Origin of the sequence: Chryseobacterium sp. 2TAF14, from assembly GCF_052115105.1 — a bacterium.
Taxonomy (GTDB): domain Bacteria; phylum Bacteroidota; class Bacteroidia; order Flavobacteriales; family Weeksellaceae; genus Chryseobacterium.
Window position 1 is genome coordinate 25,795 of record NZ_JBFRGA010000006.1, and the last position, 22,858, is coordinate 48,652.

Below are 22,858 nucleotides of genomic sequence, written 5' to 3' on the forward strand. Positions count from 1 at the left end.
TGAGTTTATTTATTATTGATAATTCTTATTAAGTTATAGAAGATAAAATTGAATTTTTAGTTCTTCACAGTTTCCCCTAAAAGTGTGCCTTGCGTATTGTCAAAAACAAAAACGTTCACAATGTCACCAATTTTTTGTCCTTCCAGCATATCAAAAACACAGACTGCATTTTGAGAATTTCTGCCTTTCCATTGGTTTTTATTCTTTTTGGAAATACCTTCGATTAAAATTTCATGGGTTTTCCCAACGTAAGATTTCATACGGTTTCTTGAAAGCTCGCCTTGTAAAGCGATCACTTCAGCAAGACGTCTTTGCTTTACATCAGCCGGAATATTGTCTTCCATCTTCTTGTGAGCCGGAGTTCCCGGTCTTTCTGAGTAAGCAAACATATAACCGTAATCATACTCAACTTCTCTCATCAAGCTTAATGTATCTTGATGATCTTCTTCAGATTCGTTGCAGAAACCAACGATCATATCCTGAGAAAATGCAACTTCAGGAACTATTTCTTTCGCTTTTTTAATTAAATCTAAATATTCTTCACGGGTATGTTGTCTGTTCATTGCTTCCAGCATATTATTGCTACCGCTTTGAACCGGTAAATGAACATATTTGCAGATGTTATCGTGCTTCGCCATCATTTTGAATACTTCAAGACTCATATCCTGCGGATTTGAAGTGGAGAACCTGATCCTCATTTGAGGAATAGCTTTAGCCACTAAATCAAGCAATTGAGCAAAATTAACAGCCGTAGCTTTCTGCATTTCTGAAGCTTTTGCAAAATCTTTTTTCGGACCGCCTCCGTACCAAAGGTAAGAGTCTACGTTTTGACCAAGCAAAGTAATTTCTTTGTAACCACTTTCCCAAAGACTTTTACATTCATCTAAAATAGAATGCGGATCACGGCTTCTTTCACGACCTCTCGTGAACGGAACCACGCAGAAGGTACACATATTATCGCAACCTCTTGTAATGGTGACGAAAGCAGTAACGCCATTTCCACCTAAACGAACAGGATTGATATCTGCATACGTTTCTTCTTTTGAAAGAATTACGTTGATGGCATCTCTTCCGTCTTCTGTTTCTTTTAGAAGGTTTGGTAAATCTCTGTATGCATCGGGACCTACAACGAGGTCAACCAATTGTTCTTCTTCCAAAAATTTGGTTTTCAAACGTTCAGCCATACAACCCAGAACACCAACCGTCATATTTGGGCGCTCTTTTTTAAGATTTTTAAATTGAGAAAGACGCATTCTCACAGTTTGCTCAGCTTTTTCACGAATCGAACAGGTATTAAGAAGAATTAAATCTGCTTCTTCTACTTTTAATGTGGTGTTATAGCCTTGTTCGTTAAGAATGGATGCAACGATTTCAGAATCAGAGAAATTCATCTGGCAACCATAGCTTTCAAGGAATAACTTCTTAGAATTCCCGTCTTTTTCTGCAATTGCAAAAGCTTCTCCCTGTTTTGTTTCGTCTATATATTTTTCCTGCACGGTCTGTAAAATTTGAGATTCGAAATTCGAGATTTGGAATTAAAACTGCAGTGCAATTTCAAACTTCAAATTTTAAATTTCAAATCAATTGAATTTGCAAAGATACAAAATATTGTGACAGAATGTCAGAGCTTGATTTTTAATAAAATTTAATTTTTATAATTTTTTTTAATCATATCAAAAGAAATTATAAAACCAAATCAATATTTTGAAGGTTTATATATTAAATACTTATATTTTTTGACTGTATTAGTTTTCATCTCCGGTAGGAGTTTCTGTAAAGGTCGTGGTAAATCGTACAGGAAAAGCAACACGCTGTTTAATGGGGATATTAGAATACATTGCAGGTATCCATGTTTTACTCAATCTTTTAATTGTTCTTGAAACATCTACATTAAAAGCTTTATTATCGACAGGCGGATAAATCCTTATATCTGAAATCTGCCCTTTTTGATTGATATAAAATTCTAAATTGATGACACCCTGAATCTGATAATCACGAAAAAGCGTTCTGAAATTAAGATTAAACTCTTTCTGAAATTCTTTAAAACCGGAAGGATATTTTGCATATTTTACAAAGTTTAATGCATTATATCCTGGTTTATAATCTGCCATAAGATCGGGAGGATAGATGATGAACTCTGTAATAGCTCCAAATTGTGATCCTTTTACTTCTGCAGGCTTCCACTTTTCAAGATTTTTAATGAGCTCTTTCGCCAGATCATAAGCGCATTTATTTTTTGAAATATTTTCCGGGTCGCTATCTTGAATGAGCTTGATGCTTTTTTCTTTGGTAACGATTATTCTCGGTTGATAAATTTCATTTTTATCACATTCTTTTGCATTAGATTTCGCAAGATAATCGTGTGCTTCTTTGTAAAAACTAGCTAAACCACCTTCATAGAAATCTTGATTTTTAGGATATTCATCAAGTATTTGACTTCGAAATTGAGAAATAAAAAATAAAAATACAAGTAAATAAAACTTTTTTGCCATCATCAAAATATTTATAAAAATTTATGGTTTTTATTATCCATCAGTAAAATCTGTAACAAAATTTATTTTAATAATTTTTTGAGAAATGATTGGAACTCCATTTTTCATTGCAGGTTTCCATTTTTTGTTTACTTTTTTTAAAGCAAATTTCATATCGTCGATAAACATTTCGCTGTTTTTAACTTTTGGTAAAACCTTAAGATTTCCTGCTTTTCCATTTTTATCAATATCAAAAATAAATGTGAACACACCATTTACTCCATATTGATTCAAATCTATATATGCATGAATCATTTTATGAAGCTCCTGAGAAAAAGCCCCGTCACCTCCCGGAAATTCGGCTTGTTCAGTTACGGTAAGCTTGTCAGTTTCAACTTTTGATTCTTGCGCAAAGCTTTTAAATCCTATTAATAGAATAAGTACAAAAAAAATTTTTTTCATAATTTACATATCTGCAGATAACGATGAGAAATTCATCTTCAGTTTCATTTCAGATTTTACGGGTTGGCCATTACACATTGCAGGCTTCCAGTCTCTTTTAATTCTTCTTACCACGTACTGCATATCATCAAAGAAAACTTCACTGTTTAATACTTTCGGATCTCCGGCTACATCAATTACTCTTCCCATTGCATCGATGGTAAGCGTAAAGGTAAAATCACCTGTTAAAGTATAAAAATCTGAGTTAAGATATGTGTACATATATTTTCTGAGAATCTCTTTGTAAGCTGCTGCGCCACCTTCAAAGCTTGCAGCCTGAAAATCATCACATCCTTTCACGGCAACCTGCATAAAAGGTTCTTTAATATCTATCTTTAAAAGGTTTTTATTGTTTTCTACAATGAAAGATTCATCTCTGTCTTCAAGATCTTGTGCAAAAGCAAAGTTTGCAGCAAAAATACCTATAAATAATAGCAGTGTTTTCATAAATTTATTTTACAAAAAATAATACACAAAATTATGCCAAAAAAAAGAAGAAACCTTGCAATATCACGAAGTTTATCTAAAATATTTTCACCGTAAATATTGAATTTAAAAGACAAAAAAACTCCACAATTTCTTGTGGAGCAATGTTATTTAAATTATTTCGATCTGATTTCTCAAAAGATCTTCAAACTCGTCTCTTTTTCTTATTAAATGCGCTTTTCCGTCTAAGAAAAGAACTTCTGCAGGTTTTAACCTCGAATTAAAATTTGAGCTCATCTCAAAACCGTAAGCTCCCGCATTGTGGAATGCCAAAATATCGCCTTCTCTTACTTCGTTCAGCTTTCTGTCCCAGGCAAAAGTATCGGTTTCGCAAATATTTCCTACAACGGTATAAATTCTTTCTGCACCTTTCGGGTTAGATAAATTTTCAATCTGATGATAAGAATCGTAAAACATCGGTCGGATTAAATGGTTGAATCCAGAATTTACCCCAACAAAAACTGTTGCCGTAGTCTGCTTGATAACATTAGCTTTTACCAATAAATAACCGCTTTTTCCAACCAAGAATTTTCCGGGCTCAAACCAAAGCTCGAATTTTTTTCCTGTAGATTTTGAAAATTCTGCGATTACTTTTTCTACTTTTTTACCTAAAGTTTTTACATCGGTTTCTTCTTCACTGTCTTGATACGGAATTTTGAAACCGCTTCCCATATCGAGATATTTCAGATTCGGGAAATGCTCAGACAATTCCAACATAATTTCTAAAGCCTGAAGGAAAACATCCGGATCTTTAATTTCGCTTCCGGTATGCATGTGAAGCCCCTCTACATTCAGGTTTGTAGATTTCATCACTCTTTCGATATGACGAACCTGGTGAATGGAAATTCCGAATTTGGAATCGATATGACCTGTAGAAATTTTATAATTTCCTCCGGCAAAAATGTGAGGATTGATTCTTACTAAAATAGGATATGTATTTCCGTATTTGTTCCCAAACTGCTCAAGAATAGAGATGTTGTCGATATTGATGTGAACGCCGAAAGTCATTGCTTCTTCAATTTCAGCCAAGTCAACACAGTTGGGTGTGAACAAGATTTTCTCTTTCGGGAAACCAGCTTTCAAGCCTAATTTCACTTCATTTATTGAAACACAATCCAAAGAAGCACCCAGGTTCTTTACATATTTTAAAATATTAATGTTGGTTAATGCTTTTGCAGCATAAAAGAACTTGGTGTGTTTTAAAAAAGAAGATGTAAGTTTTTCATATTGAATTTTGATCGATTCTGCATCGTAAACGTACACCGGTGTGCCAAATTCATTGGCGATCTTTAATAATTCTTTTGAATTCATAATTTCAATTTTACATAAAAAAAGGCAGATTCTTCGAAAAGAGTCTGCCGCAATAATTATTTTTTATGCAAGGCAACTCCTTAAATATTCCAAACCTTAGAGAACTTTACAGCTCCCTTTTTACCGGTTTTATTTTGTTTAAAATTTTGCATTGCTTGTTTATTCTTTTGCAAAAATACTATTTATTTTGAGAATACGAGATGATAAAAACACATTTGGCTGTAAAACACACTCTTACTTTGGTAACGGAAGGGTTTCAAAATCGCCGCGAAGCAGCGCCAATTGCAGGTCATTGATGAGGTCGTTTGCCGGCAAAGGCAGGTCTATTTTAAGCTTTGCAATTTTGCTCATGGTCTGGATCTGCGTAAACAATTCGTAAAAACCATAAGACGTAATTTTTCCGTTTTCAATAATAAGAAAAAGTTTTTCGCCCAACTTTCTGCCGCTTCCTAACCAAAGCTCGTTTCTTTTTCTGAAATCGATTTTCTTTTTGAAAGCATTGATGTCTTTAAATTCGTCGATCTTACTGATAAACTGCACCGCTTTTGAGCCTTGTGTAAAAGCTTTAAATTTAAGGATCGGCTTTTCGGTCTTGTTCAACGTATTTTTTTCGACCAAATATTTATCATTCCTGAAATACAGTCCGAAAGGCAGCGTTTCTTTCTTTTTTATTCCTTTTGAATTTAAAATAAGTTTAGCGATAATATCAGTTCCCGTCAGTTCAAAATTGATCTGCTCAACATCTTTCTGAATATTTTCCCATTTTTTTGATTTAGAATTAAAAAGCTTCTTCGAAAACTTATTAATATCCTGTACAAATTCCGAAAAAATAATTTTCCCAGCTTCATTCTGGAAATAAACAAAACCTTTTTCGCTTGGCAAATCCTGAGTTAACAGCTTGATTTTATTAATGTAAGTCTTAGCATTAGTTTCCTCATGCTGCTCTTGAATAATCTCGTTACTCGTATCTTTTGAAAGTAATAATTTAAACAATTCTAAAGTAGCTCTTGCATCACCTTCTGCACGATGCGCATTTATTAAAGGAATTCCCAATGATTTGACCAGTTTTCCAAGAGAATAGCTTACCTCATCCGGAATAAGCTTTTTCGCTAAAGGAATTGTATCTAAAGTGTTGATTTTAAAATCGTAACCCAATCTTTGAAACGATTGACGGAGCATTCTGTAATCAAAATCAATATTATGACCTACCAAGGTTGTTCCTTCCGTAATTTCAACCACTCTTTTAGCCAGTTCGTGAAATTTTGGAGCTGTTTTCACCATTTTCGGACTTATATTGGTCAGTTTTTGCACGAAAGGTGTAATATCGCTTTCAGGATTCACAAGCGAAATAAACTGGTCTACAATTTTATGACCGTCGTACTTAAAAATGGCGATATCGATAATGCATTCTTTTCTAAAACCTGCACCATTGCTTTCTATATCTATAATTGAATACATTATAATCTACTTAATCTTCTATAATCAAAAATCAAACCTTTTGAAATTTTGATCTTACTAAAAGGCAATTCTGCTAAAATAATAAAATTACTTTGAGAAATCCAAAAACCTGCAACTCAAAAAACACTATCTTTTTCTTCCTCCCAAACCAAGCATTCCTAAAATTGCTTTTGCACCTTCACGCAATAAAGTATTAGTAAAAGTTCTTCCCTGTCTGCTATTTAAAACCTTTTCAAACATGCCGGGTTCTTCTTTTACAGGTTTTGTTTTTTGGGTTGGAGCCGAATTTTCAACAGCCTGCTCCATTCTTCTTACTAAAATTTCGTAGGCAGACTCACTGTCAACCAGTTTTTCGTATTTTGAAACCAAGGCAGACTTTGATGTTAATTCTGAAACTTCGGCATCGTTCAGCACATCCATTCTTGATTCTGGTGAAATCAGATAGGTGTGAACAAGCGGAGTCGGAATTCCTTTTTCATCTAAAGCCGTGATAAAAGCTTCACCGATTCCTAAATTCTGAATAAGCTCAGAAGCATTGTAAAACTCTGTCGTCGGATAATTTTCTACCGCTTTAGAAATCTCTTTTTTATCTTTTGCGGTAAAACCTCTCAATGCATGCTGGATTTTTAAACCCAATTGCGAAAGCACATTCTCAGGCACATCTCCGGGAATTTGGGTAATAAAATAAATTCCGACACCTTTGGAACGGATCAGTTTTACCATCGTTTCGATCTGTGAAACCAAAGCTTTTGAAGATTCATCAAAAATCAAATGCGCTTCATCGATAAACAAAACCAATTTCGGTTTTCCACTGTCGCCTTCTTCAGGAAAAGTCATATAAATTTCAGCAAAAAGCGAAAGCATAAACGTAGAAAACAATTGCGGCTTATTTTGAATATCGGCAACTCTTAAAATATTGACAACTCCTTTTCCATCGCGGGTTTCAAGCAAGTCGTGAACATCAAAACTCAGTTCACCAAAAAAATCTGCTGCTCCTTGCTGTTCCAAAGCAACAATCGATCTCAAAATCGCTCCCAAAGATGCAGATGCGATAGAGCCGTAATTGGCAGACAACTCTGCTTTCCCTTGCGGATTATCCGTTACATATTGCAGAACTTTCTTTAAATCGTTTAAATCAATTAACGGCAAACCTTTGTCATCACAATATTTAAAAACAATCGACATGATGCTTTGCTGCGTATCATTAAGCTCTAAAATCTTGCTCAACAAAACAGGCCCAAATTCTGTAACTGTTGCCCGCAACTTTACTCCTTTTCCGCCGGAAATGCTCATTAATTCTACAGGAAAAGCCTGCGGATTGTACGGAAGCTGGGTTTTTGCATATCGATCCTCAATGATGGAATTCATTTGTCCGGCTTCAGCAATTCCCGAAAAATCACCTTTAATATCTAAAACCAAAGACGGAATTCCGGCGTGAGAAAGCTGCTCTGCGAAAACCTGAAGTGTTTTTGTTTTCCCGGTTCCTGTTGCTCCGGCAATCAGACCATGACGGTTGATGGTTTTTAGAGGAATCGTAACGTTTACTTCTGTGACCACTTCACCATTCAGCATTCCTTTTCCTAAAATTATATGTTCTCCTTTTGGAGTATATCTTGTAGAAAGTTCGTCGATAAATTTTGTTTTGTCTGCCATTTGATTTTTTTATGATTTAAAGATAAAGTTTTTTGTAAAAAGTTTGCACAATCTCTGTTACTTATCACATTCATTTTTCATAAAATAAATTTAACTTAGCAGGTAGCGCAGATTACTGTGTAAAAATAAAATTCTGATGTTTATGTACATTTGAAATCTTCTTTTGGAGAGCTTACTAATGATAAACTTAAAGTTAATTGCATCTATTCAATATCAAACTAAATATGTTTCCGCCATGGTAAAATATATATATTCAACATTTTTTCTCATGAGCTTCATAAGTATATTTGGACAGAAGCTTTATAAAATTAAAAAAGATAAATACGGAGAACCTTTATTAAACGAGAAAGCTCAGTATTCTTTTACGTATACTTTAAATAATGATGATTTAAAAAAAATTGATACAACCGCTTTCTATAAACAGGTTTTCGAAGATGGTTATAATAATAGCACTGAAAAAAAAAATCCTAGAATAATAATTTTTCATAATGATGGATTCTTTAAAAGTGAGTCATTTTTATATTTCGGAAAATTTTCTATTCATAGAAATAAAAAATCTATTTATTATGGCGGAAAATATAGAATAAACGGAAACAAAATTGAGCTGGAACGATTTATTAAATCCCTTGACTCAAAAAGTTGGTATATTAAAAATATAACATCTGGAATAATTGAGGGAAATAGGATTATTTTAAACAATAAAGAACAAAAAATTATTTTGGAAAGACAAGTAAAGCTTTAAATCAACTAACAATGACTATCCCGAGAAAATATGTATACGATTTTTATTGTATTTCTAATTGGGAAAATATTTATATCAAACCTCTAAAAACTTAATAATTCACTTCAAATTATTTTACAATTTAGACTAAATAAAACTTTATAGATTTATTCTATTAGAACAGATATTTTAATTTTACCTTATTTTAAAAATAAAACACGATTTTTGTAGATTAAAGAACAAGAAATTCTCAAACCAACAATGAAAATTGAGCAAATATATACAGGCTGTTTAGCACAAGGTGCCTATTACATCGTATCAGAAAATGAAGCAGCAATCATAGACCCGTTAAGAGAAGTAAAACCTTATCTTGACCGTCTTGAAAAAGACAATGTAACACTAAAATATATTTTTGAAACTCATTTTCATGCAGATTTTGTCTCGGGACATTTAGATTTAAGCAAAAAAACCAACGCTCCTATCGTTTACGGGCCAACTGCACAACCGGAATTTGAAGCAATCATTGCTGAGGATAACCAGATTTTTGAAATCGGGAAGATCAAAATAAAAGTACTTCACACTCCGGGTCACACGATGGAAAGCACAACCTATCTTTTGATTGATGAAAACGGTACAGAAACTGCCATTTTCACAGGAGATACTTTGTTTTTAGGTGATGTAGGACGACCTGACCTTGCCCAGAAAGCAGGAAGCGTTACACAGGAAGATTTAGCCGGTATTTTATACGAAAGTTTACACAGTAAAATTCTTCCTTTAGATGACAGCATCACGGTTTATCCGGCTCACGGAGCGGGTTCTGCCTGCGGAAAAAATATGCAGAAAGAAACTGTAGATATTTTAGGAAATCAAAAAAGAACGAATTACGCTCTTAATCAGCCCGATAAAGAATCATTTATCAGAGAAGTTTTAGACGGACTGACTGCTCCACCCAAATATTTCGGGATGAATGTTGCCATGAACAAAGGCGGTTACGACAGTTTAGATACGGTGATGGACAGAGGTTTAAACCCAATTTCGGTTGAAGATTTTGAAAATTTTGCCGAAGAAACCGGAGCTTTAATTTTAGATACAAGAGGACCTGCAGATTTTCATAAAGGATACATTCCGAATGCAATCAATATCGGTTTAAAAGGCGATTTTGCGCCTTGGGTAGGAAGTCTTATTGTAGATGTTAAGCATCCGTTGCTTCTTGTTTCTGACGAAGGAACTGAAGAAGAAGTGATTACCAGATTAAGCAGAGTGGGTTTTGACAATGTTTTAGGATATTTAAAAGGTGGATTTGAAGCATGGAAAAACTCCAATAAAGAAATTGATGAAGTAAAAAGAATTTCGCCTGCTGAATTTGCGGAAGTATTTAATGAAAATTCAAAAGTGATCGATGTAAGAAAGATCGGAGAATATTCTGCCGAACATATCGATAATGCTTACAGCAGACCTTTAGATACGATCAGCGACTGGGTTTCTACGATTGATGATTCTGAACATTTCTTTCTGCATTGCGCAGGAGGCTACAGAAGCATGATCGCAGCAAGCATTCTCAACTCACACGGAATCAGGAACTTTACAGAAATTGAAGGTGGCTTTAACGGCATTAAAAAAACGGAAAAATTTCCTGTTTCAGATTTTGTTTGCCAATCTAAAACGTTGTAAATGAAATTAAAAATTGGTACACTGGTTTTGATTTCATTATTTGCATTAAATAGCTGTAAAACAAAATCGACATCAGAGAACACGATTAAAACCAATATCAGAGAGGTTGTAAAAAGCCCGGAAACGATTCTGGTAGATGTAAGAATTCCGGAACAATATGCTGAAGAAACAGCAAAAGGCGCCGTTAATATTCCGTTGGCTGAGCTGCAAAATAATATTGATACGCTGAAAGGAAAAAAAGTGGTGGTGTTTTGCAACAAAGGCATACAAGCCGATGAGGCTATAGAAATATTGCAGAAAAACGGAGTTGAGGTTTATGACGGTACGACCCTGAAAAATGTCAAAGCCATTCAGCAAGAAAAATAAAAGTAAATTTAGAATAAAACAAATACGATGTCTCAAAAATTCCAAGAAATAATATATTCTGAAAGACCGGTGCTTATCGATTTTTTTGCAACTTGGTGTCAACCTTGCAAAGTGCAATCGTCGGTTCTGAATACTGTGAAAGAAAACGTGGGTGAAAAGGCAAGAATTATAAAAATTGATGTCGACCAATATCCTGCAATTGCGTCACAATATAATGTAAGAGGAGTTCCTACATTGGCGGTTTTCAAAAAAGGAGAATTATTATATAAAGAAAGCGGTGTGCACGACGTCAATCGTTTAACGCAACTTTTGGAACAGTTTATGTAAAATTTCAATAAAATATTAAGGCTGAATATTGGCTAAAAAAAGGCTTAGATTTTTATAATCTAAGCCTTCTCTTTGAAACGATGTAAATCCAAAAAAGCATTAATTTTTAATCACTTTCTTCGAAATTTTTTGTCCGTTTTTCAATTGTAATTCAACAATATAAACTCCTTTCTGAAGCTGCTGCATATTGACTGTATTATTTGAAAACTGTACATTCATTTTTTGTCCCACAACATTGGTAACGTTTACTTTATCGATATCAGAATCTGTTTTAATATTTAAAATTCCGTTGGTCGGGTTTGGATAAATTCCAATACTACTTCTTTTAATATCTGAAGTTCCTAAACCTGTGGTAACATCTTTTATACATCTCACTGATGATCCCTGACCTCTGGAAGCTCCCGATGAAGGATTTGCAATAGTGGATCCTACATAAAGAAACTTACCTCCCGAGCTTGAAGCATCAGAACTCCAGAAGTACCCTCTTTGTCCTACAAAAACAAATGCTCCATCTGTGAAAGACCTGTTTCCTCCCGCCGGTAATTTTAATTTGCTGTTGTATGCGGTTGCAGGATTTGAGATTGCTTCAGCATTTACTGCAGCCGCCCATTCTGCTTGAGATGGCATTTTCCATTGCTGACCGATTACTTTACAAGGATCTGCGCCTTTTGTAGATGTAACCGCAGACACATCAGAGGCAGACCATTGATCTGTTAAGTCATTAGAACTCCACCATGCATTCGGAAGTGATCCTACGATAAAGGAAGCTGTTCCATTAAGCCCGTTTGGAGAATTATTAGATGGAATATTTGCAATTGCAGAATTTCTGTTTTGATGGCCATCATCCCATCTTCCCCACTGGAAAAGATCTCCGTAAGAATCTGCATCTACCATTGAGGTTGCTACTTGTGTACTTCCTAAATTTTGCTGAAGCCAGACTTTACCATCTGCTCCTCTTACCGTTGTGTATGTTACCTGTTGACCTTTGTAAGTGAAGGTTACACAACCTGTATCTCCCGGATTCGTTCCGGGATCAGCATTATTACAGGCAGGAGTTGTATTAGGCAACTGAATTTTCTTTACCCTTATACCATTATCACTGTAAGTTAGTACTAAATTATTGTTTACTTTATCTATTGCAACATCATTGTAAGTTGCACTGTTATCAGAAATAAAAGTTCCGCCAAAAGTTTCCCATGATTGTGCTGTAGTATTGAATCTGTAAACCGTGTTTCTAAGCATATTATCGTTTTCCCAACGGCTTGCAGCTACATAAGGCTCTCCTGAAGGAGTAACGGCAATAGCAACATGCTGCACCCGCCCGCTTGAAAAATTAGCTGTTCCTATTTGATTCCAAGAAGTTCCGTCAAACTTTTTTACATTCAATTTTTGTCCATTTGAAGAAGTGGAAACATATGCTACATATAAATTATTATTTGCATCAATTGCAAGATCTGAAGTATACTGCTCCGTAGATGATGCAGCATCAACCGCATTACCGCCAACCAAAGTCCAATTATCTGTAGTCGTTGCTGTGGTACTGTTTTCATAAACTTTAAGACCGCTTGTGTTATTGCACGACACATAGATTTTATTGTTGCTTCCCAACACCATTTCTGCAAAATTTGCCGAACCTGTAAAACCTGCATCGCCTACCTGTTGCCATGTTCCGTTTACAAAACGTTTCACTACTCCGGAATAATAATTTCCATACGTAAAAAGAATATTCGAGTCAGAAACAGCAGATGCCTGATAACTTACGGCAGTTGACATTACATTTGGTAATTGTGACCAGCTTCCGGCAAATTTTCGCACTTCCATTCCATTTCCGGGATAAGGTACATGAGATGTATAATACACATTTCCATCTACGTCCAGACATAATGAACTGAATGTAGCCGAGCCAGGCGTTATTCCCGGGGTTCCCCCTAAATAAGACCAAGCTGAACCGTTAAACTTTTGTACCGAAGCTTTTTGAACTGATAGATCATAGTAAGATACATAATAATTTCCCTGTGCATCAATGGCAAGATTGTTATAGCTGCTTAAGCCTGCAGAAATACTTCCTGTAGAGCCCACATCTACCCATTGCTGAGCATTTACTGAGCTTATTGCTATCGAAAGGATGCCAATTCCTGCTCCAATTTGTTTAACTTTTGATTGTAAATTTTTAAACATAAATAAGTTATTTTTATTTATTCTAAATTATTTTAAAATTTTCGGCAAAATTAATCCTGAAAACAAGAAACACATTATCATTTCCCATCTTTTAGTTATCATATCCATCATGATGAATATCATTAATCTGAATATAAAAGCATTAGACGGCAATTTCAAAAAAAGAAACTGCCGTCTAAAGCAAGTCAAATATTAAAATGAATGTAAATTTTTAATTACTTTTTAGAAACTTTTGTCGTTTCAATACTATTCTAATAGATTCTGTCGTTGTCTTTTACGAAATTATTTTTCTGCAATCGATGAAACAAAAACACTTATGCAAAATTTTGCTACCAAAGATCTAAATTTTTAAACATAATAAATATTGTTTTTTATTTATTCTAAATTTAATTTAATTTTGCAAAAGTAATCTGCAACTTTAATCTCTGGTTATCATTTCCAAACTTTTATTTATCGGATGCAGATCTTTACTTGAGTATATGGAAACTAAAACGCTTCGTAAAATGAAACAGACGAAAAGAGGATTGCTGTTTAAATCTGAGGATATTAAGGTGATTTTTAATGAAGATGCAACGAATGAAAATTACTTACAATCCCATTTTATTGAAGGTGAATCTAGCTTTAACCTTTTGTTTTTGCTGAGCCCGAACATCAATTTGCAGGCTTCAGATTGCGGAACCCAATTTAAATTCAAAAAAAACCAGTACATCCTTCATTATTCATCTTCTGAAAACAGGGCAGAATTGTGGACAGAGAATCAGGAAACTTTAAAATACATTCAGATAGAAGTCAATTATCAGTATATTTTTGATTTAATTGATCCTCATTCTACTTTAGAAAGCGCAGAAATTCTGGAAAACATGAAGAATAACAATTTTATTTTTCTACACAAGCAGACCCCGCCAAATATGACCGTAGAAATGCATATGATCTTAAAAGAAATTTTGGGATATTCTAAAAAAGGAGTGATGCAGAAACTGTTTATTGAAGCCAAAATAATTAAGCTTTTAATTCTGATTTTCGAACAGTTTAATGAAAAAGATATTGAAGAAGATTTATCTAAAACACCTGAAACCATAAAGAAATTCTTAGATGAAAACTATCATAAGAATTTAAAAATTGAAGAAATTTCTAAGATAATAGGTATCAATCAGAATAAACTCAGAAGAGAGTTTAAAGAGCATTATCAGACCACCATTGTAGATTACGTTTCGGAGCTGAGAATGCTTAAAGCTAAAAAAATGATTGTTAATAATAATCGTATTATGATTAAAGAAATTGCAATAGAATGCGGTTACGAATATGTGCAGAATTTCACCCGCGCATTCAAGAAAAAATTTGGTGTTTCGCCTGAAAAGCTGAGGTTAGGATAAAAGAAAAGCCACTAAAATAAATTTCAGTGGCTTAATATATGTTGTTTTGCTTTGATATTACTTTCCCGGAATTCATGTGGGAAAGCAATGACAATCAATTAATGATGTCCGTGATCGTGACCGTGGCTATCGTGAATGAAAGGACCGTGGCCTTTTGGAGCGCTGTAAATAACCTCAACACCTTCCTGCTCTGTTAAAAGCTTACTTTTGATTTGGTCAGGGTCAAAAGGTTTTACTTTACCAAAATACTCTTTTAAACCTTCAGTTAACCACATTGGAATTACCAATCCAAAAAACATAAAGATACACCAGAATCCTACAAGGAACATTACAACGAAATAGATTGTCCAAAGGAACTGGTAAAACGGCCAAAATGCTGATAAAATCATTTTTTTTTCTTAAAGATTAGGGCAAAAATAATACATTTTTCTTTTTTAGACAAAAGATAAAAGCTGATTTTTGCTATTTATTTTAAATTTAAACTAAATAATCAGATATTAGACTACATACACATCCATTCTTCCCGCCGTTGTAGGACCAAAACTACCTGAAGCCATTCCTTCCGGAGTTTTCGCAGGTCCTGCATAATAAATCGGGTGATTTTTAAAATATTCAGGCATTGGTTGACCTGCATCCAACAATTCTTTGATTTTTGCGTGAGCAATATCTCTTGCAACGATCAAAGTGCCGTTTAATTTTAGTCTTGTTTTGATTGGATATTTTGAAAGTTCAGCCAAAATTTCAGGCATCGGTTTATTCAAATCAATCTCAACCGCTTCTTCCAAATGTGGCGGAGTATCCGGTAAAAATCTTTTCGGATCCTGTTCCAATTGCTCCAGGAAAATACCGTCTTTCGTAATTTTCCCTTTGATATTTCTGTCTGCAGAGCAGGAAACTCCCATTCCGACAGGACAAGAAGCTGCGTGACGAGGTAATCTGATTACTCTTACATCGTGCGTCAAATATTTTCCGCCAAACTGAGCTCCGATTGCACTTTCCTGACAGATTTTCTGAACTTTTGCTTCCCATTCCAGATCTCTGAAAGCCTGTCCTGCTTCATTCCCTTCAGTCGGAAGATTGTCGTAATATTTTGCTGATGCTTTCTTTACCGCTGCCAAATTCGCTTCAGCAGAAGTTCCACCGATAACCAAAGCCAAATGATAAGGCGGACAAGCCGCTGTTCCCAAATCTGAAATTCTCTCTTTTACAAAAGCTTCTAAAGATTTTTCGTTTAGCAAAGATTTTGTCTTTTGATACAGGAAAGTTTTGTTGGCAGAACCTCCTCCTTTTGTTAAGAATAAAAACTCGTAATAATCTCCTTTTTTAGCATAAATATCGATCTGTGCCGGAAGATTTGATCCCGAATTTTTTTCATCAAACATCGTTAAAGGAACCACCTGAGAATAACGTAAGTTTCTTTTTTGGTAAGTATTGTAAATTCCTTTGCTTAAATATTCGCCGTCATCAACGCCTGTGTAAACATTTTCTCCTTTTTTACCCATCACAATCGCCGTTCCTGTATCTTGGCAAGAAGGTAAAGCTCCTTCTGCAGCAACTGCAGCATTTTGTAGTAAATTATAAGCAACGAATCTGTCGTTATCAGTCGCTTCAGGATCATCAATAATTCTTCTTAAACTTTCTAAATGTGAAGAACGAAGCATGAAAGAAACGTCTGCCATTGCCTCTTCAGCCAGCAATTCCAATCCTTTCGGATCTACTGTTAAAATCTCCCTATCTCCCAGTTTTTCAACTTTTACATATTCTGAAGTCAGCTTCTTATATACCGTATCATCTTTCAAAATCGGATACGGATCTTGATATTTAAAATCCATTTACTTTCTATTTCGGTGCAAAAATACGGCTTACGAAAAAAAACATGAATAAAATCAGTGCCTTATCATCGTATTTATAATGATTATAAATTGCAGGGTTTTAAAGCAATGTTTAACTTTATCATTTGAGGTTAAGATTAAGGTTGAAACTTATCTTAAACCCAACCTCAGTCTTAGCCTAAAACCTTAATAAAACAATTTTACAATGAATTACAGAATAGAAAAAGACACCATGGGTGAAGTGCAGGTTCCTGCAGACAAATTTTGGGGAGCGCAAACCGAGCGTTCGAGAAACAATTTCAAAATCGGTCCGGAAGGTTCTATGCCTCACGAAATCATCGAAGCTTTTGCTTATTTAAAAAAAGCTGCTGCATTTACCAACACCGACTTAGGAGTTCTTGTTGCCGAAAAAAGAGACATGATCGGAAAAGTTTGTGATGAGATTTTAGAAGGAAAATTAAACGACCAGTTTCCTTTGGTAATCTGGCAAACAGGTTCCGGAACGCAATCGAACATGAATGTGAATGAGGTTATTGCAAACCGTTCTCACTTCAATGCAGGCGGAACTTTAGGCGACAAAACGGAAGTTCATCCGAATGATGATGTAAACAAATCTCAGTCATCCAACGATACGTATCCGACAGCAATGCACATCGCTGCTTATAAAAAAGTGGTGGAAACAACCATTCCTGCCGTTGAGAAACTAAAAAATACGTTGAACGAAAAAGCAGTTGCTTTTAAAGACATTGTAAAAATCGGAAGAACGCATTTAATGGATGCAACTCCTTTAACTTTAGGACAGGAATTTTCAGGATATGTTGCACAATTGAATTATGGAATTAAAGCATTAAAAAATACGTTACCTCATCTTTCAGAATTGGCATTGGGAGGAACTGCGGTAGGAACAGGACTGAACACTCCAAAAGGGTATGATGTAAAAGTTGCAGAATATATTGCAAAATTTACCAATCTTCCGTTTGTAACGGCAGAAAATAAATTTGAAGCTTTGGCAGCGCACGATGCGATTGTAGAATCTCACGGAGCTTTGAAACAACTGGCGGTTTCTTTATATAAAATTGCTCAGGATATAAGATTATTAGCTTCAGGGCCTCGTTCCGGAATCGGGGAAATTCATATTCCAGAAAATGAGCCGGGATCTTCCATTATGCCGGGAAAAGTAAATCCTACACAGAACGAGGCGATGACGATGGTTTGCGCTCAGGTTTTAGGAAATGATACGACTATTTCTTTTGCTGGAACTCAGGGAAATTACGAGCTGAATGTTTTCAAACCTGTAATGGCGTATAATTTCTTACAGTCTGCCCAATTAATTGCGGATGCCTGTATTTCATTTAATGATCATTGCGCAGTTGGAATCGAGCCGAATCATGAGAGAATTAAAGAATTAGTTGATAAATCTTTGATGTTGGTAACCGCTTTAAACACGCACATCGGTTACGAAAATGCAGCAAAAATTGCAAAAACCGCTCATAAAAACGGAACAACCTTGAAAGAAGAAGCTGTAAATCTTGGACTTTTAACTGCCGAACAATTCGATGAATGGGTAAAACCGGAAGATATGGTGGGAAGCTTGAAATAATAATCAACTCTATAAAACAAGAGACTCCGCAGAATTTTTCTACGGAGTCTCTTGTTTTGTTAATGTGAATGTTGATTTTTATTATTCAATTCTTATACCAAATTGAAATATCTGTTAGTTTGTCATGTTTTTTATCAATTATTTATTCAATTAAATTTTACCATCCTAAAGCCACTCCCAAAACCAACGCTTTATCGTTTTCAAAGTAAGAATCTTTAAAAAAATTGCTGAAATCTTTTTTCACGAAAAGAGAAATATTGTCATAAGAAAGCGTAACCTGCGCTCCGTAAACAAAAGGATTTACCTGATAATTTGAACGGTCTCTGAAATTTTGACTGTCGCTTTTAACAATATTATTCGTTGACATTTTAATTCCGCCATAAACATTGGCTCCTACCCTGAAACCGTCTGAATAAGGTCTGTACTGAACATCCATTCCTGCATTCTTCAGCTTAGAAAAATTATACTGGAAACCAAGCGGAACCATGATGTAACCTGTTCTCAGCTTTGCTTTATCAAGACTTCCTTCATATTTCGTCAGGAAAACATCGCCGTTTTGTTTTGCAAAAACCATATTATTATCGGGACGAACGGTTCTCCATGAGAAACCAACACCGGAAATCAATCCCCATGGACTGGTTCTGCCGAACTGATAATTAAATTTTAAACCAAATTCAAGATTATTGGCATAGCCTAAGTTTCTGTCTAAATCGTTATCAGGTTTATCATTCGTCAATGTCATAATTCCGTAAGAAAAATATCCGTCAAAACTTTTTTTAGGCTGAAATTTTTTCAGGAGTTTTTCTTTTAATTCTTCGTTTGAAGTGACATCAGAATTTAAAAGCGAATACCTTACCTGTTTCTGAATAACCTGATCCAAATCAAATCCCAAAGCTTCAATTCTTGTATCTATCTTTTGAGAATAATTATCTGCAATTTGTGCTTTTTGCTTATCAAATTCAGCCTTATCTAAATTCTTTTCCTGAAGAACTTTCAACTCGCTTTCCATGAGATTTTTTTCTTCCTGAATAATACCGTTGATTTTCGCAGCATATTCTTCCACTTTTTCCTTTACAATCGGGCTTACCGTCGTATCTTCTTTTGGCTGAAGATTTAAGCTTAATCCTTTTCTTTGTGCATTCATTGAGGTCGCAACAAGACACAACATTCCTGTGATGATAAATTTCTTGATCATAGTATTATTATTTTTTTAGTTTAAATGAATTATTTTGTGTTCAGATCGATGGTTGCAACATTGCTTCCATCTTTAGATTTTTCGATGACATCTTTATGCTCCACCGAAAAAAGCAGGGTTGAAGGATCAACATATCTTTTTTTCTTCTGAACTTTGGCAGAATCTGATTTTGCCATAATTTTCGCAGGCTGATTCTGAATAATAATCTGAGAAGCAATTACGGAAGGATTTTCTTTTATTAACGGAAGTTCATTTTTAAGGGGAATTTCTTTCTCTATTTTCAACTCAACTGGCGAGTTTTTAGTTTGTGTAAATCTTTCCTGCTGCTTTTTTACAATAATTTCCTGTGAATTTGTTTTTTCCGGCTGTACCACTGCATTTTCTTCTCTAAAAGAAGGTGTTTTTTCTGTTTCAGCGATTTGCACTTTCGGTTCATTATCATTATTAATAAATAAAACTGCTCCCAAACCAAATATCAAAACAAAACAAGCAGCCAATAAAACCCAGTTAAGATTTGATTTTTTTGAACTAGAATTTTCGGTTTGAGCCTGAATTTCCGACCACAAATCTCTGGAAGGAGTTACTTCTCTTTCTTCGATCTGCTTTTTGATCTGGTATTCTAAATTATTTTTAAACGTGTTCATTTTTCAGTTTTTTTTGTTGTTGAAAGTAGATCTTTCTCAATTTTTCTTTTGCTCTGAAGAGTTGGGTTTTGCTTACTGCCAAAGAAATATTCAGCGTATCTGCAATTTCCTGATGCGAATATTCTTCAATCACATAAAGGTTGAAAACCATTCTGTACGCATCCGGAAGCTGATCGAGAAGTTCCTGTGCATTAAAATCAAAATCTACTGCTTCTTCATGTAAATCTTCTAAAACAGAAGCGTGAACATCGTCGAGGTAGAAAACCGTCTTTCGGCTTTTAATAAAATTGAGACATTCGTTGACCACAATTTTTCTTGCCCAACCTTCGAAGTTTCCTTCGCCACGAAAGCTTTCGATATGTTTAAAAATTTTACAAAATGCTTTAATCACGCAATCTTCCGCCTGATACAAATCGCTGACGTAGCTTTTTGCCACACTCAGAAATTTTTTCACACTCTGATCATAAAAGATTTTCTGCGCAGCCGGATCCTGCTTTTTCAGCCGGCTCAGCAAATCTTCTTTTTTATTTTTAAACAAAAGCTTCATGGTTTATTCTGTTTGACTTCGTCGAATCTTCGATTTCTATAGTAAAGACAGTGAAAGTTTAAAATGGTTACAGAAATTTTTCTTTTTTTTGTTCAAATTACCATAACACACTGAAAATGAATGTTATATTTTTTTATAATTTATATTATTTAACGATAACATCGGTTATACCCGATACTTTATTATGTCGCCACTTTGTACCTCATTTTAGGCTTAATAATTTCTTTATAAAGATGTTTCTTCAGAAATGATTTCTTTTTTTCCTGAGTTTACCTGATCTTCAAAGTATTTTTCAAGCTGACGTAACGTTTCAGGCGTTGTTTGAATATCCTGCACAACCACGCCTTTGTTTACCACGACAATTCTGTTGCAGACTTCCGTTGTATGTGAAAGATCGTGACTTGAAATTAAAAATGTTACGCCGTTTTCTTTAGCAAAATCACGGATCATATTTTTTAGTTTAATCTGCGTGGAAGGATCAAGGTTTGCGAATGGCTCATCGAGAATGATAATATCGGGTTTACCGATCAATGCCCCCACAATTCCTACTTTTTTCTGGTTTCCTTTTGAAAGGTCGCGAACGTACTTCCCGGAATTGACAATCTCCCCATTAAAAAGATCGTGAAACTGCTTTAAAAATTCATCTACAGAAGCTTTATTCTGACCTCTCAGTTCGCCGATGAAGTAGAAATATTCTTCAGGAGTAAGATAACCTATCAAAAATGTTTCGTCGATAAATGCTGAAACTTTGTTTTTCCATGCTTCAGATTCGTTTACTTTAATTCCTTCAACGCTTACAAAACCTGTCGTAGGCTGAATGAGATCGAGTATTAAACTGAAAAGTGTGGTTTTCCCGGCTCCATTGTTCCCTACCAAACCGAAGGTTTCACCTTTTGTAATTTCTAAATTTTCTATATTAAGAACGGTTGCATTACCGTAAGTTTTCTTTAAATTTTGTATTGTTATCATGTTGTTGGGTGTTTGATGTTGGGTGATGGATGTTTATTTTGACATGCCAATTCACTTTTACTTTTTACTTTTGCCTTGGCTCTTAAAAATTAATCTTTCTTAAAAGCTTCAATCGTACTGTACTTTTCAGTTTTATATTTTTTAATAATAATATCGAATATTTTTTCACGGAAAATAAATCCGAGAAGACCTAAAATTCCGACAGAAATTACGGCAACAGAAATTCCGAAGAAATGCTCTACAACACCATAAACAAGCATTGGTAAAAGCATTTTTGGGATCATCAGGATAAATGCTTTTAAGCTTAATGAATTTTTTTGCCCTACTCTTTTTTCTCTTGAGTTAAGATCGATCATATTTTTATTGTACGCTCCCGACCAAAGTGTAAACTGAGAATTTACACCGATATTATACAATCCTGCAGCAAAAAAAGCGAAGTAAACATTCCAGCCAAAATAGGCGTAAAACAGGGCGATAAAGATAGAAATTGCAGTAACAATATTCATCAGCCACCATTTTGCTTTCAGATATTCTTTGTATGGTACATTCAGGGTCATCATCAACGGATAATAAGCGCTGTCGAAAGCCGGAACTCTCTGCCCGAACATAAACTGAAAGCCTCCCGTTACGAAAAGCCCCATAAACATCATCATGGTCGGCGTTCTGTAAATATCATTAGTGAACATCAACAAACCATAAAATACGAACATGAAACTTCCGATAAGAACACCTTTGGTAACTTTATTACGCTTCATCATTTTGATATCATTATTGATAAAGCTTCCGATTGCTCCGTATTTGTTTAAGAAGGCAATATTTTCCGTTTTCCCGATCTCTTTTTTGGCTTCCAGACCTTCATCGAGATAAAACCCTTTTTGAATATAATTAAATGTAATTTTCCAAAGACTTGAAAAAAGCATGACAGGAACTACCGCAAAATAGGGTCGCTCGTAAAGATTATAAAAAAACGTTTCCGAATAAGATAAAACGGGAACAATTTCGTAATAATTTAAGGCAGAAAAAGCAGCGATAACAATTCCTACACCGATTGCCACATTTTCTTTATCATTAAATAAAAGATTGATGAAATTATTAAGATAAAACAGTGAAGAAACGCCTATAAACCATGTAAAAATTCCGAGAAAACCGTAACCATTAAAAGCTAAAATTCCGCAGAAGGTTACAATAAATATAGAATTAAACCAACTCAGCGGAGTGAGGAATGTTTTAATCAACGTATAATTGACAACCACTTTTTTAGGAATATTAAGCGTAAGAAAAGGCTTGATATTCTGCGTCGGAATCTGCTGGATCAGATATTTAAAAACAAGATCGATCACCCAGCCGATGATCATAAAACGTGAAATAACTTTCAGAGGATCCTGCTCCATTTCTTCCTGCACATAATAATAGGCAATGAAAGACATCATGGCAAGCCACAAAATAAAGAAACAAACCCCGATGGTTCTGAAAATCTTCATCGCAAGGTTTAAACCCAGTGAAGATCCCCGAAAAAAACTTTTCCACTCCAGCTTCAAAAATCTTTTAAACATAG

The 22,858-nt window shown here is 34.7% G+C and carries 20 protein-coding genes and 1 pseudogene; 6 read left to right on the forward strand and 15 right to left on the reverse strand.

Annotation, left to right across the window (positions count from 1 at the left end; translation table 11 throughout):
- Window positions 1-56 precede the first annotated feature (56 nt).
- From miaB to AB4Y90_RS01545, 7 genes are all read right to left on the reverse strand, one after another.
- Window positions 57-1,496, reverse strand: a complete 1,440-nt coding sequence (miaB, locus tag AB4Y90_RS01515; protein ID WP_441555463.1) for a tRNA (N6-isopentenyl adenosine(37)-C2)-methylthiotransferase MiaB — start codon at window positions 1,494-1,496, stop codon at window positions 57-59.
- A gap of 249 nt (window positions 1,497-1,745) precedes the next feature.
- Window positions 1,746-2,492, reverse strand: a complete 747-nt coding sequence (locus tag AB4Y90_RS01520) for an energy transducer TonB (protein WP_441555465.1) — start codon at window positions 2,490-2,492, stop codon at window positions 1,746-1,748.
- Window positions 2,493-2,525: 33 nt separating this feature from the next.
- The gene (locus tag AB4Y90_RS01525; protein ID WP_441555466.1) at window positions 2,526-2,933 is read right to left on the reverse strand and encodes a hypothetical protein; all 408 of its coding nucleotides are present in this window, start codon (window positions 2,931-2,933) and stop codon (window positions 2,526-2,528) included.
- 3 nt (window positions 2,934-2,936) lie between these two features.
- Window positions 2,937-3,419 carry a hypothetical protein gene (locus tag AB4Y90_RS01530; protein ID WP_441555468.1) on the reverse strand — a complete coding sequence of 161 codons (483 nt, stop codon included), beginning with the start codon at window positions 3,417-3,419 and terminating at the stop codon, window positions 2,937-2,939.
- 150 nt (window positions 3,420-3,569) lie between these two features.
- A complete protein-coding gene (lysA, locus tag AB4Y90_RS01535) occupies window positions 3,570-4,769 on the reverse strand; it encodes a diaminopimelate decarboxylase (protein WP_441555469.1) in 1,200 nt (399 codons plus the stop codon).
- Window positions 4,770-5,003: 234 nt separating this feature from the next.
- On the reverse strand, window positions 5,004-6,227 hold the full coding sequence (locus AB4Y90_RS01540) for a 3'-5' exonuclease (protein ID WP_441555470.1): 1,224 nt from the start codon (window positions 6,225-6,227) through the stop codon (window positions 5,004-5,006).
- Window positions 6,228-6,353: 126 nt separating this feature from the next.
- Window positions 6,354-7,880, reverse strand: coding sequence for a helicase HerA-like domain-containing protein (locus AB4Y90_RS01545; protein ID WP_441555471.1), 1,527 nt, complete (start codon window positions 7,878-7,880; stop codon window positions 6,354-6,356).
- Between the two features lie 235 nt (window positions 7,881-8,115).
- Here AB4Y90_RS01545 and AB4Y90_RS01550 point away from each other — a divergent pair, with 235 nt between their 5' ends.
- The 4 genes from AB4Y90_RS01550 to AB4Y90_RS01565 all read left to right on the forward strand — a co-directional run bounded on the left by AB4Y90_RS01550 (window position 8,116) and on the right by AB4Y90_RS01565 (window position 10,965).
- A complete protein-coding gene (locus AB4Y90_RS01550; protein ID WP_441555472.1) occupies window positions 8,116-8,622 on the forward strand; it encodes a hypothetical protein in 507 nt (168 codons plus the stop codon).
- 240 nt (window positions 8,623-8,862) lie between these two features.
- Window positions 8,863-10,272 carry an MBL fold metallo-hydrolase gene (locus AB4Y90_RS01555; protein ID WP_441555473.1) on the forward strand — a complete coding sequence of 470 codons (1,410 nt, stop codon included), beginning with the start codon at window positions 8,863-8,865 and terminating at the stop codon, window positions 10,270-10,272.
- The gene (locus tag AB4Y90_RS01560; protein ID WP_441555474.1) at window positions 10,273-10,638 is read left to right on the forward strand and encodes a rhodanese-like domain-containing protein; all 366 of its coding nucleotides are present in this window, start codon (window positions 10,273-10,275) and stop codon (window positions 10,636-10,638) included.
- Window positions 10,639-10,665: 27 nt separating this feature from the next.
- Window positions 10,666-10,965 carry a thioredoxin family protein gene (locus tag AB4Y90_RS01565; protein ID WP_441555475.1) on the forward strand — a complete coding sequence of 100 codons (300 nt, stop codon included), beginning with the start codon at window positions 10,666-10,668 and terminating at the stop codon, window positions 10,963-10,965.
- Window positions 10,966-11,064: 99 nt separating this feature from the next.
- Here the strand turns inward: AB4Y90_RS01565 and AB4Y90_RS01570 are convergent, their stop codons facing one another.
- On the reverse strand, window positions 11,065-13,143 hold the full coding sequence (locus AB4Y90_RS01570) for a T9SS type A sorting domain-containing protein (protein WP_441555476.1): 2,079 nt from the start codon (window positions 13,141-13,143) through the stop codon (window positions 11,065-11,067).
- 503 nt (window positions 13,144-13,646) lie between these two features.
- On the opposite strand from AB4Y90_RS01570, the gene AB4Y90_RS01575 reads away from it, so the two are divergent.
- A complete protein-coding gene (locus AB4Y90_RS01575; RefSeq protein ID WP_441555477.1) occupies window positions 13,647-14,516 on the forward strand; it encodes a helix-turn-helix domain-containing protein in 870 nt (289 codons plus the stop codon).
- 98 nt (window positions 14,517-14,614) lie between these two features.
- Here AB4Y90_RS01575 and AB4Y90_RS01580 read toward each other — a convergent pair whose 3' ends face one another.
- A complete protein-coding gene (locus tag AB4Y90_RS01580) occupies window positions 14,615-14,905 on the reverse strand; it encodes a hypothetical protein (protein WP_441555478.1) in 291 nt (96 codons plus the stop codon).
- Between the two features lie 114 nt (window positions 14,906-15,019).
- Window positions 15,020-16,348: pseudogene (locus AB4Y90_RS01585) on the reverse strand (fumarate hydratase); the annotation flags it as partial.
- 205 nt (window positions 16,349-16,553) lie between these two features.
- Here AB4Y90_RS01585 and fumC point away from each other — a divergent pair.
- Entirely contained in the window at window positions 16,554-17,948 is a 1,395-nt protein-coding gene (fumC, locus tag AB4Y90_RS01590) for a class II fumarate hydratase (RefSeq protein ID WP_441555480.1), read from the forward strand.
- Between the two features lie 157 nt (window positions 17,949-18,105).
- Here the strand turns inward: fumC and AB4Y90_RS01595 are convergent, their stop codons facing one another.
- The 5 genes from AB4Y90_RS01595 to AB4Y90_RS01615 form a co-directional block, all read right to left on the reverse strand.
- Window positions 18,106-19,143, reverse strand: a complete 1,038-nt coding sequence (locus AB4Y90_RS01595) for an outer membrane beta-barrel protein (RefSeq protein ID WP_441555481.1) — start codon at window positions 19,141-19,143, stop codon at window positions 18,106-18,108.
- 29 nt (window positions 19,144-19,172) lie between these two features.
- The gene (locus tag AB4Y90_RS01600) at window positions 19,173-19,787 is read right to left on the reverse strand and encodes a hypothetical protein (RefSeq protein ID WP_441555482.1); all 615 of its coding nucleotides are present in this window, start codon (window positions 19,785-19,787) and stop codon (window positions 19,173-19,175) included.
- Window positions 19,774-20,334: an RNA polymerase sigma factor gene (locus AB4Y90_RS01605; RefSeq protein ID WP_441555483.1), complete on the reverse strand. Its 561-nt coding sequence runs from the start codon at window positions 20,332-20,334 to the stop codon at window positions 19,774-19,776. Before AB4Y90_RS01605 ends, AB4Y90_RS01600 begins: the two co-directional genes overlap by 14 nt.
- 225 nt (window positions 20,335-20,559) lie before the next feature.
- On the reverse strand, window positions 20,560-21,303 hold the full coding sequence (locus tag AB4Y90_RS01610; protein ID WP_441555485.1) for an ABC transporter ATP-binding protein: 744 nt from the start codon (window positions 21,301-21,303) through the stop codon (window positions 20,560-20,562).
- A gap of 89 nt (window positions 21,304-21,392) precedes the next feature.
- Entirely contained in the window at window positions 21,393-22,856 is a 1,464-nt protein-coding gene (locus AB4Y90_RS01615) for a DUF5687 family protein (protein WP_441555486.1), read from the reverse strand.
- Window positions 22,857-22,858: the final 2 nt, after the last annotated feature.

What these genes read in the sequence shown, in the direction of transcription:
- lysA (WP_441555469.1), bottom strand. Translation starts at nt 4,769, where the DNA reads ATGAATTCAAAAGAATTATTAAAGATCGCCAATGAATTTGGCACACCG.
- AB4Y90_RS01610 (WP_441555485.1), bottom strand. Translation starts at nt 21,303, where the DNA reads ATGATAACAATACAAAATTTAAAGAAAACTTACGGTAATGCAACCGTT.
- AB4Y90_RS01560 (WP_441555474.1), top strand. Translation starts at nt 10,273, where the DNA reads ATGAAATTAAAAATTGGTACACTGGTTTTGATTTCATTATTTGCATTA.
- AB4Y90_RS01570 (WP_441555476.1), bottom strand. Translation starts at nt 13,143, where the DNA reads ATGTTTAAAAATTTACAATCAAAAGTTAAACAAATTGGAGCAGGAATT.
- AB4Y90_RS01555 (WP_441555473.1), top strand. Translation starts at nt 8,863, where the DNA reads ATGAAAATTGAGCAAATATATACAGGCTGTTTAGCACAAGGTGCCTAT.
- AB4Y90_RS01550 (WP_441555472.1), top strand. Translation starts at nt 8,116, where the DNA reads ATGGTAAAATATATATATTCAACATTTTTTCTCATGAGCTTCATAAGT.
- fumC (WP_441555480.1), top strand. Translation starts at nt 16,554, where the DNA reads ATGAATTACAGAATAGAAAAAGACACCATGGGTGAAGTGCAGGTTCCT.
- AB4Y90_RS01615 (WP_441555486.1), bottom strand. Translation starts at nt 22,856, where the DNA reads ATGTTTAAAAGATTTTTGAAGCTGGAGTGGAAAAGTTTTTTTCGGGGA.
- AB4Y90_RS01565 (WP_441555475.1), top strand. Translation starts at nt 10,666, where the DNA reads ATGTCTCAAAAATTCCAAGAAATAATATATTCTGAAAGACCGGTGCTT.
- AB4Y90_RS01525 (WP_441555466.1), bottom strand. Translation starts at nt 2,933, where the DNA reads ATGAAAAAAATTTTTTTTGTACTTATTCTATTAATAGGATTTAAAAGC.
- AB4Y90_RS01530 (WP_441555468.1), bottom strand. Translation starts at nt 3,419, where the DNA reads ATGAAAACACTGCTATTATTTATAGGTATTTTTGCTGCAAACTTTGCT.
- AB4Y90_RS01600 (WP_441555482.1), bottom strand. Translation starts at nt 19,787, where the DNA reads ATGAACACGTTTAAAAATAATTTAGAATACCAGATCAAAAAGCAGATC.
- AB4Y90_RS01575 (WP_441555477.1), top strand. Translation starts at nt 13,647, where the DNA reads ATGAAACAGACGAAAAGAGGATTGCTGTTTAAATCTGAGGATATTAAG.
- AB4Y90_RS01580 (WP_441555478.1), bottom strand. Translation starts at nt 14,905, where the DNA reads ATGATTTTATCAGCATTTTGGCCGTTTTACCAGTTCCTTTGGACAATC.
- AB4Y90_RS01545 (WP_441555471.1), bottom strand. Translation starts at nt 7,880, where the DNA reads ATGGCAGACAAAACAAAATTTATCGACGAACTTTCTACAAGATATACT.
- AB4Y90_RS01520 (WP_441555465.1), bottom strand. Translation starts at nt 2,492, where the DNA reads ATGGCAAAAAAGTTTTATTTACTTGTATTTTTATTTTTTATTTCTCAA.
- AB4Y90_RS01540 (WP_441555470.1), bottom strand. Translation starts at nt 6,227, where the DNA reads ATGTATTCAATTATAGATATAGAAAGCAATGGTGCAGGTTTTAGAAAA.
- AB4Y90_RS01605 (WP_441555483.1), bottom strand. Translation starts at nt 20,334, where the DNA reads ATGAAGCTTTTGTTTAAAAATAAAAAAGAAGATTTGCTGAGCCGGCTG.
- AB4Y90_RS01595 (WP_441555481.1), bottom strand. Translation starts at nt 19,143, where the DNA reads ATGATCAAGAAATTTATCATCACAGGAATGTTGTGTCTTGTTGCGACC.